At 70.5% G+C, this 8,348-nt stretch carries 8 protein-coding genes and 1 pseudogene; 1 reads left to right on the plus strand and 8 read right to left on the minus strand.

From position 1 onward, the window contains the following. The 5 genes from ACTHJJ_RS13445 to ACTHJJ_RS13465 form a co-directional block, all read right to left on the minus strand. Positions 1-961 (minus strand): glycosyltransferase family 2 protein (locus ACTHJJ_RS13445; protein ID WP_440303445.1); only part of this gene is annotated, 961 nt, incomplete at its 3' end. 229 nt (positions 962-1,190) lie between these two features. After that, positions 1,191-1,787, minus strand: a complete 597-nt coding sequence (gene pth, locus ACTHJJ_RS13450; protein WP_440303446.1) for an aminoacyl-tRNA hydrolase — start codon at positions 1,785-1,787, stop codon at positions 1,191-1,193. Between the two features lie 91 nt (positions 1,788-1,878). Beyond that, positions 1,879-2,529, minus strand: a complete 651-nt coding sequence (locus tag ACTHJJ_RS13455; protein ID WP_440303447.1) for a 50S ribosomal protein L25/general stress protein Ctc — start codon at positions 2,527-2,529, stop codon at positions 1,879-1,881. Positions 2,530-2,769: 240 nt separating this feature from the next. Then, positions 2,770-3,429, minus strand: a complete 660-nt coding sequence (locus tag ACTHJJ_RS13460) for a NeuD/PglB/VioB family sugar acetyltransferase (protein WP_440303448.1) — start codon at positions 3,427-3,429, stop codon at positions 2,770-2,772. A gap of 9 nt (positions 3,430-3,438) precedes the next feature. Continuing rightward, complete coding sequence (locus ACTHJJ_RS13465) at positions 3,439-4,422, minus strand: EamA family transporter (protein WP_440303449.1); 984 nt, start codon at positions 4,420-4,422, stop codon at positions 3,439-3,441. Between the two features lie 70 nt (positions 4,423-4,492). Here ACTHJJ_RS13465 and ACTHJJ_RS13470 point away from each other — a divergent pair, with 70 nt between their 5' ends. Beyond that, on the plus strand, positions 4,493-5,053 hold the full coding sequence (locus ACTHJJ_RS13470; RefSeq protein WP_440303450.1) for a CGNR zinc finger domain-containing protein: 561 nt from the start codon (positions 4,493-4,495) through the stop codon (positions 5,051-5,053). 55 nt (positions 5,054-5,108) lie between these two features. On the opposite strand, the gene ACTHJJ_RS13475 is transcribed toward ACTHJJ_RS13470, so the two are convergent. The 3 genes and pseudogenes from ACTHJJ_RS13475 to glmU all read right to left on the minus strand — a co-directional run. Next, on the minus strand, positions 5,109-6,668 hold the full coding sequence (locus ACTHJJ_RS13475; protein WP_440303451.1) for a cell wall-binding repeat-containing protein: 1,560 nt from the start codon (positions 6,666-6,668) through the stop codon (positions 5,109-5,111). 211 nt (positions 6,669-6,879) lie between these two features. Next, positions 6,880-7,860 (minus strand): ribose-phosphate diphosphokinase, encoded by a 981-nt coding sequence (locus ACTHJJ_RS13480; protein ID WP_440303452.1) that lies wholly within the window; start codon positions 7,858-7,860, stop codon positions 6,880-6,882. Further along, positions 7,857-8,348: pseudogene (gene glmU / locus ACTHJJ_RS13485) on the minus strand (bifunctional UDP-N-acetylglucosamine diphosphorylase/glucosamine-1-phosphate N-acetyltransferase GlmU); the annotation flags it as partial. The gene ACTHJJ_RS13480 and the pseudogene glmU, both read right to left, overlap by 4 nt.

Below are 8,348 nucleotides of genomic sequence, written 5' to 3' on the forward strand. Positions count from 1 at the left end.
CCTCCGGCCAACAGTCGGCGGCGAATGACAGCAGCTGGTCGACCTCCGCCTCTTCCTCGCCCCGTCCGCCACCCATGAGGCGGCGGCCGAGCTCGGACCCCCTCAGCCGTCCTCGGCCCGAGACCCGGCCGGCGGCCCAGAGCGCCTCTTTGGCCAGCTGTCGGTGCACCCGCTCGGACAGACGGCCCGGATCCACGAGGCCCTCTCCATACCGGTCCAGCACGACCTCGAAGACGGACCGGCGTTGGACCAGGTCCATGAGCGTGCTCACGGACGAGCTCATGTTCTCGCCGTGGACGCGGTAGTAGGCCTGGTCCACCCCACGGATGAAGCCCACGTCGGCGTGGGCCGCCATGCACAGATACAGTTCCATGTCGGCGGCCTTGGGCAGCTGGGGGTCGTAGCCCCCGAGACGCTTCTGCAGGGCGGTGCGGACGACGATCTCAGGCGAGACGATGGGGTTCTCGGCCTGGCGGAAACGGTGATCCAACCACTGCTTCCCGGGATATACCGACCAGCCCCTGACCCTGGTCCGGGGAACAGGGAGATGCGCGCCCTCGGTCACCCAGCGCGCTCGGCCATAGACGAAACCGACCTCCGGATGAGCGTCCAGCAGGTCGCGCGCCCGTCGCAAGGCTCCCGGCGTGGCCCGGTCGTCGGCCGACAGGAGGAGGGTGTAGTCGCCGTCTGCCCACTCGAGCAGCCCCTCGTTGTAGGTCGCGATGTTTCCCCGGTTGACCTCGTGGACGATCACCTCGACCTCGGGGCGCCGTTCGGCGATGGCACGGGCCACCAGTGCGCTGTCGTCCGGGGAGGCGTCGTCGATGATGAGGACGCGGACGTCCACACCCTCCTGGTCGTCGAGCACGCTGCTGACCGCCGCCTCCAGGAAGTGCCCGTAGCGGTAGCAGGGGATCACGACACTGACCGATCCACCTCCGGAATCCCTGACCGAGCTCATCGCGACTCCCCCGTCACGCAAGACCGAGCCATCATGCCCTCACCCCCATGGCCACCGCGTGGCCCTCGGGTCGCCGAGGACGTCCCAGTTCCGTCCCCCAGGAACAACCCCCCGGCCGCCCCGCCCGCCACCTGTCGTTCAATTCAACACGACATCCGCCGGGAAGATCGGCGATTCGCGAACGTCGGGCAGCCTCAACGAGCCGGGCTCGTCCGGCCGCCACGGGACGTCAGGCAGGCGAGTGGAACCGCTGCTGGCTGTCCACCAGGCCCACCGTGACGAGGGAGTCGACCGCGTCGGCGGCCTCGTCCAGCAGGAACGGCAGCTCCTTGCGCTCGGCGGCGGAGAAGTCGCGCAGCACGTAGTCGGCCGGGTCCATGCGGCCGGGCGGCCGCCCGATGCCGACCCGGACCCGCAGGTAGTCCCGAGTCCCGACCGACTTGCTGATCGACCTCAGCCCGTTGTGGCCGCCCTCCCCTCCTCCGCGCTTCAACCGGATGACACCAGCAGGGATGTCCAGCTCGTCATGGACCACGATGAGCCGCTCCAGGTCGACGGAGTAGAACTTGAGCAGCGCCGACACCGGCCCTCCGGACTCGTTCATGTAGCTGCTCGGCACAGCGACGACGCCGCGAGGTCCGGGGCGCGCGCCGGGACCGACGCCCAACCGCAGCTCGCAGACCGACGCCCGCGCCTTGTGGGCCTTGAACGACCCGCCATCGTGCCGCGCCACGAGCTCGGCGGCGACCATCGCTCCGACGTTGTGCCGGTTGCCCGCGTAGCGAGGGCCGGGGTTGCCCAGTCCGATCACGAGCCATGTGTCCACGGGGGATCAGTATGCCGTCCTGCCGGCGAAAACAGCGAAGGGGCCCGGCAGGTGCCGGGCCCCTTCGTTGAAGCAGCAACAGCGGAGAGCGTCAGCCCTCGGACGGCTCGGCGGCCTCCTCGGGAGCCGCCTCGGCGGCCGGCTCCTCGTGCTCGATACCGACCTCGGCCTCAGCCTCGGCCAGCTCCTCCTCGAGCGCCTCGGCGGACACCTGGGCGGTCACGTTGACGACCAGCGCCTCCGGGTCGGTGACGAGCGCGGCGCCCTCGGGCAGCTCCACGGAACCGGCGAGGATCTGCGTGCCGGCCTGGAGGCCCTCGACGGAGACGACGACGCGCTCCGGGATGTGGGTCGCCTCGACGGCAAGCTCGAGGACCTGCAGGTCGAGCGTGACGAGCGTCTCCGGCGCGGCCTCACCCTCGACGTGGACCGGCACCTCGACGTTGACCTTCTCGCCACGACGGACGACCACGAGGTCGATGTGCTCGATGACCGGCTTGATCGGGTCACGCTGGACGTCCTTGGCGAGCACGAGGGTGCTCTTGCCCTCGAGCTCGACGCTGAGCAGCGCGTTGGCGGTCTTGAGGGCGAGCATGGTCGCGTGGCCCGGGAGGGCGACGTGGACCGGCTCGGTGCCGTGGCCGTAGATGACGGCGGGAATCTGGTGCGCGCGGCGCAGCTTGCGGGCGGCACCCTTGCCGAACTCGGTGCGGCGCTCGGCGGTCAGCTTGATCTCAGACATGGGGAAGCGTCTCTCTCGTCTGTCGGTTGGGCGGTGGGCCTCGACGTGGGACGCGGCACGGACGGACGCCGTGGACATGCCGGATGGGCGACCACCGCGTCGATCACGGACGGAACCCGTGCTCCGTCCCTCGCCGAGGCAACTCGACCGATGTTACCCGCCCCGCGGGAACTGCACGAAATCGAGATGCTCAGCCAGTACACCGTCTCGAGCGAACTGCATCGGGTCGGGCGGCGCGGTTCACGCCCCTGGCTGGACCGGTCGGGCAGGCACACCGAGCCAGGTCTCGCCCGGCCCGACGTCGCGCACGACGACCGACCCCATGCCGACGAGGCTTCCGTCCCCGATCGCGATGCCCTCCCGGACGGAGGCGGCCATGCCGACGTACGCTGCGCGACCGACGACGACCGACCCGCCGAGCACGACCCCGGCGCACAGGGTTGCATATGGTCCGATCCGGTTGTCATGCGTCAGCACGACATTCGGCATGGCGACGACGTGCTCCCCGAGCACGACCTGGGCAGTCGCCACCACGCCGGCGAGGATGATGCAGCCTGGCCCGACCGCCGTGTCGCCGGCGAGGGTCGCGCTCGGATGGACGATCGTGGCGTAGCGCCCCCCGTCGACCCCGTGGCCGGCCAGTCGCCGGGCGATCCGCTCCCGCACGGCCCCCTTCCCCGCGCACAGGACGAGCTGGGCGTCCGGGTAGCGAGCGACGGCGTCGATGCAGTCCACGACCGGCAGCCCCGGCGCGACCTCTCTGCCCACGAGCGCCGGCGAGTCGTCGAGGCACCCCACCACCTCGAGGCCCGCGGCCCGCGCCGCCAGGGCCGCCTCGCGAGCCAGCCCGCTCGCCGCCACGAGCAGCACCGGAGCCGTGAAGCTCGACGTGTCCGCCACGCCCCGACGCTACCGGCCGACGCCGCCCTGCGTGGTCGGTTGCACCAACGGGCTCGTATGCTGCTGGGCCCGCTCGGCGGCGACGGCCCGGGTCTCGTCGGCGCGCACCGCGACGAGGCCCGCGACGATGAGGACGCCCCCGAGCAGCTGCATGGGCATCGGCAGCTCGCCGAGCACGAGCCAGGCGAAGACGATGGCGAACAGCACCTCGGTCAGGGCGACGAAGGAGGAGACCTTCGCGCCGAGCATCCGGACGGCCGCGACCCCGGCGACGTAGGCAAACGCCGCCGCGACGATGGACACCACGAGGATCGGGACCCACCACTGGACGGCCGAGCTGCCGACATGGACGGTGCGGGCGCCGGCAGTCACGTCGAGGATGCCCGTGAGGCCGGCCGCGCCGAGAACGACGATCCCGACGACGAGGCCGCCACCGGCCAGGGCGATGGGTGGGAGCGCGTCGTCCGTGCGCGCCGCGAGGAGGAAGTAGAGCACGAGGCAGACCGCGGCCACGAGGCCCCAGGCGACGCCGACCATGCTGACCCGGGCACCGCCGGCGAGGTCGAGGACGAGCAGAAGACCGAGCATGGCGAGCACGACCCCGACGAAGGTCAGCCGCCTCGGGGTCTGCCGGTGTCGCGCCCACAGCCAGCCGACGATGAGGACGGGCGCGAGGTACTCGAGAAGGAGGGCGACGCCGACCGAGAGGTGCGACACGGCGTTGAAGTAGGCGAGCTGACAGCCCGCGACGCCCGTGAGTCCGTAGCCGAAGACGAGTGCGGCGTTGCGGCGTAACACCGACCAACGACCGCGGAGGCTCAGGATCGTCGGGATGAGGAGCACGGCGGCGGCGATCCCGATACGGAGGGTGACGATGGCGCCGGGCGACCAACCGCCGAGCAGGAGGCTCTTGGCGAAGGCGCCGGAGGTGCCGAATGCGGCCGCCGATGCGAGGGCGACCCCGAGACCGACGGCGGGATGACGCTGCAACACGACCCGCTCCTGTCATGACCAAAATGGATTACACTCATGACGGTACTCACCCGCCGCGTCAGGAGTCAACATGGTCTTTGCCCATGACACGGAAGTCGCCCTCGAGTTCGTCGTCAGCCTCGTCAACAGCGCGACGACCGGTCCCGGCGGCGCAGACGCGCTGCGCACCCCCGACGATCTCGAGGAGCTGCTGGCCGGGGGCACGTGGACCGGGAGTCGGACCCACGACCAGGCGGAGGTGGACGAGGTCGCGGCACTGCGCCCGCCCCTCCGGCGGCTCTGGACCTCCAGTCAGGACGAGGCGGTGGCGCAGGTCAACGGCATCCTCCGCGATGCGGGAGCCCTCCCCCAGCTCGTCCGGCACGACGAGTGGGACTGGCACCTGCACGCGACGCCTCCCGAGGCCCCCCTCGCGCAGCGGGTCGCCGTCGAGGCGGCGATGGCGTTCGTCGACGTCATCCGCGCCGGCGAGCTGGGGCGGCTGCGCGTGTGCGAGGCGGACGACTGCAACGACATCGTGCTCGACCTCTCCCGCAACCGCTCGCGGCGCTACTGCGAAGGAGGGTGCGGCCCCCGAGCACACTCAGCGGCATACCGCGCCCGACGAGCGGAGCGAACGGCGACGGAATAGGGGCGCTCCGGCTCACCTTCCGTTCTGACCGGTATCCGGCGGGCCGACCGGCCGGTCAGGAGTCGGTGATGGAGAAGTCCGTGAACTTCCAGGTGGCCGGCTTGCCACCCGTGTCGACGATCTCGACGCCGTAGCAGATCTGGTCGACGGTAGCGGCGCCGGAGACCCGGCCCTGACTGACCAGGTAGCCGAGCATGGCCTTGAGGTCCAGGGTGCCGGACGCGATGCGGGCGCCACCGGACGGGACGAACGCGATGTAGCCGTTCCCCCTCGTCGCGTAGACGTCCCAGGTGTAGCCGCTCAGCTTCACGCCGGCCGCGAACCTCGAGCCTGCCGGGACCTGTTTGCGGTTGTCGGTCCAGATCATGACCTCGTCGTTCGGCACGCCGTTCAGCCACAGGTCGTAGCCCACGTTGTAGATCCCGACGCCAGGCGAGGTGGCCGCGAACGAGGACCTCAGCGTCCGGAAGCTCGCGATCGTCCGTCCCGAGTAGTCCTTGTGGACGTTGGGGTAGGTCTTGACCTCTCCCGTGCCGCTCGAGTTGCTCGCCGTGCCGATGTGGTTCCAGGACCGGTATGAGCACACCTGGGTCGTGCCCTTGGTACCCGGGTACTTTGCCGCGTTCCACAGGTTGTTGTGCACGTAGTAGCCGTGGTCCGTGATCCCGCCGTTGGAGTCGCTCGTGGTGAAGTAGGGCTGGGTGCAGCCAGCCGGAGCGGTGGGCGGCGCCGAGGTCGCGCACACGGTCAGGGAGCCGACGGCGCCGGAGAGCGCGCCCACACCACCGAGAAGGGTCACTCGGGATGCACCCAGGCGGGTGATCTCACGACGAGCGTTTGCCGGGACGCAGGTCGGCTTGGACAGCAGGACCGGCCCGGGGATACCGCCCGCGACCGCGGAGCCCGCCATGGCGTCGGCGAAGTCGGAGCCGGTGGCGAGCAGGGCCCGGTGGGCGGACGGGAAGGCAGCGGTGGAGGTCTGGGCGGACGTCGCGTAGCGGTCCGCGCCCGCGATCCGAGTCACGGGGGCGAACTGCTTCAGCATGGAGGCGACCGAGCCGCTCACCGCGCCCGTGCCACCGAGAATCGTGATCTTCGCAGGAGCGAGCCGCCTCAGCTCTGTCGCTGTCGAGGAGGGCAGGCTGGCCGGCCGGACCAGCAGGATCGGCACGCCCTGCGCCCCCGCAGCGGCGGACCCGGACAGGGCGTCGGGGAAGTCGACCCCGGTGGCGACGAAGACGTTGCTGACCTTCGGGGCGAAGGTGGCCTTCGACAGCTGTGCAGCGGTGGCATAGCGATCGGCACCCGAGATCCGGCTCACCGAACCCGACGTGTAGCCGGCGAGCGCGCTCTGGACTGCGCCAGAGACTGCCCCGGGGCCACCCAGGATCACGATGCGCTTGGGCGACAGCCGTTTCAGCTCGTTGCGGACCTCAGCGGGGATCGCGTCCCGCTTCACGAGGAGCAGGGGCCCGCGGTTCCGCCCTGCCACCGCGGCGCCGGACAAGGCATCGGGGAAGGCGGCACCCGTCGCGACGTAGGCGACTGCCACGCCGGCGGGAAACGACGCCGCAGAGATCACGGCGGCCGTGGCGTAGCGGTTCGCACCTGCCAACCGGTCGACGGTCGGCGGGGCGGCCTGGGCCGGAGCGGTAGCGAGTCCCAGACACGCCAGGACGACGGCGCAGAGTGGGATCCTCAACCTGGTGGTTGCGCCCCTGAGGAGACCCATCGAGCGCTTCGCGACCGCGTGCAGCATGCCGCCCAAAGTACTGGCAGCGAACCGAGCCCGCCTCTCGGAGCGGACGCGCCGCCCGGCCTACCGGTCAGGCCTTGCCGTTGAAGAGGCTCGTGACCGAGCCGTCCTCGAAGACCTCCCGGATCGCGCGCGACACGAGCGGCGCGATGGACAGCACGGAGAGCTTGTCGAAGCGGCGCGATTCGGGGATCGGCAGGGTGTTGGTCACGACGACCTCCTCCACCTTGCAGGCCTTGAGCCGGTCGACGGCCGGTCCGGAGAGGATCGCGTGGGTCGCCGCGATGATGACCGAGGCGGCACCGTCCGCCATGAGGGCGTCCGCGGCCTTGGTGATCGTCCCGGCTGTGTCGATCATGTCGTCGACGAGGATGCAGACCCGGCCCTTCGTCTCACCGACGACGCGGTTGGCGACGACCTCGTTGGGCCGGTTGATGTCGCGCGTCTTGTGGATGAAGGCGAGCGGTGCGCCACCGAGCCGGTTCGACCAGTCCTCGGCCACCTTGATGCGCCCCGCGTCCGGGGAGACGACCGAGAGGTCGAGGTGGCCGTACTTCTCCGCCACGTAGTCCGCGAGGATCGGCATCGCCATGAGGTGGTCGACGGGGCCGTCGAAGAAGCCCTGGATCTGGGCGGTGTGCAGGTCGATCGCCATGAGACGGTCGGCCCCGGCGGTCTTGAAGAAGTCGGCCATGAGGCGCGCCGAGATCGGCTCACGGCCGCGGTGCTTCTTGTCCTGGCGGGCATAGCCGTAGAAAGGCAGCACGACGGTGATGCGCTTCGCGGAGGCCCGCTTCAGCGCATCGACCATGATGAGCTGCTCCATGATCCACTCGTTGATCGGCGACGTGTGGCTCTGGATGACGAAGGCATCGCAGCCGCGGACCGACTCCTCATAGCGGACGTAGATCTCGCCGTTGGCGAAGTCGTAGGCCGACGTGGGGACGAGCTCGGTGCCGAGCTGCTCCGCGACCTCCTGGGCGAGCTGCGGGTGCGCCCGCCCCGAGAAGACCATGAGGTGCTTCTCGGTGGTCTTGTTGATGCCGGTCATCGGGCGCCCTTCGTCTCGCTGGCCTGCGTCGTGGCGGAGGTGTCCGTACCTGGCTCCTGGAGCAGGTCGCCCTCCTGGACCGCGCCCTGCTCAGCCGCGAGCGCCTCTTCGGCCTCGGCGGCGGCCGCGGCCTGCGCGGCCTTCTCGGTCTTCGTGCCCGGTCGGCGGCGCGCGACCCACCCGTCGATGTTGCGCTGCTGCGCGCGTGTCACGGCCAGCTGCCCGGGGCCGACGTCGCTGACGACGGCGGAGCCGGCCGCGACATAGCTGCCAGCGCCGATGGACTTCGGCGCGACGATGACCGAGTTGCTCCCGACGAAGCTCCACGCACCGATGTGGGTGTGCGACTTCGTCAGCCCGTCGAAGTTCGCGAAGATCGTGCCGGCGCCGATGTTCGCACCCTCGCCGATCGTCGCGTCGCCGCAGTACGTCAGGTGCGGCACCTTCGCCTCCGGGCCGATGTCGGCGTTCTTCGTCTCGACGAAGCC

Origin of the sequence: Intrasporangium sp. (assembly GCF_051961875.1) — a bacterium.
Lineage (GTDB): Bacteria > Actinomycetota > Actinomycetes > Actinomycetales > Dermatophilaceae > Intrasporangium_A.